General features: G+C 57.1%; 1 protein-coding gene. It reads left to right on the top strand.

Features of this window, described 5'->3' with window-relative positions:
- On the top strand, window positions 1-406 hold a 406-nt coding region (locus H5125_RS21835; protein WP_220487404.1), incomplete at both ends, for a hypothetical protein.

Genomic DNA, 406 nt, shown 5'->3' with positions numbered 1-406 from the left:
GATGAGATCGGCAGCGACGGTACTGTGACCGCCACCGTGACGCTAGCGACTGGCACCCAAGTTGGCGACACCTTGATTGTCACTGACGGCAATGGCAACACCCTATTTAACGGCCCTGTCACTCAAGACATGCTCGACAACGGCTTTGACGTTGAAGTCCCTGTGACTGCTGGCGCGACCGATGTTGATGTGACCGCGCAAGTGATTGATATCGCCGGTAACCCCTCTGCGACTGCTACCGACAACCAGCCTGTGGACAATATTGCCGCACCTGCACCCATCGTTGAGTTCAGCGGCATGGGCACTGACGGCGTGTTCAACAGCGATGAGATCGGTACTGATGGCACTGTGACCGCGACCGTGACGCTAGCGACTGGCACTGAAGTTGGCGACACCTTGATTGTCA

This window comes from Shewanella sp. SR44-4, from assembly GCF_014163715.1.
Classification (GTDB): domain Bacteria; phylum Pseudomonadota; class Gammaproteobacteria; order Enterobacterales; family Shewanellaceae; genus Shewanella.
This window is presented reverse-complemented; position numbering and strand designations above follow the sequence as displayed.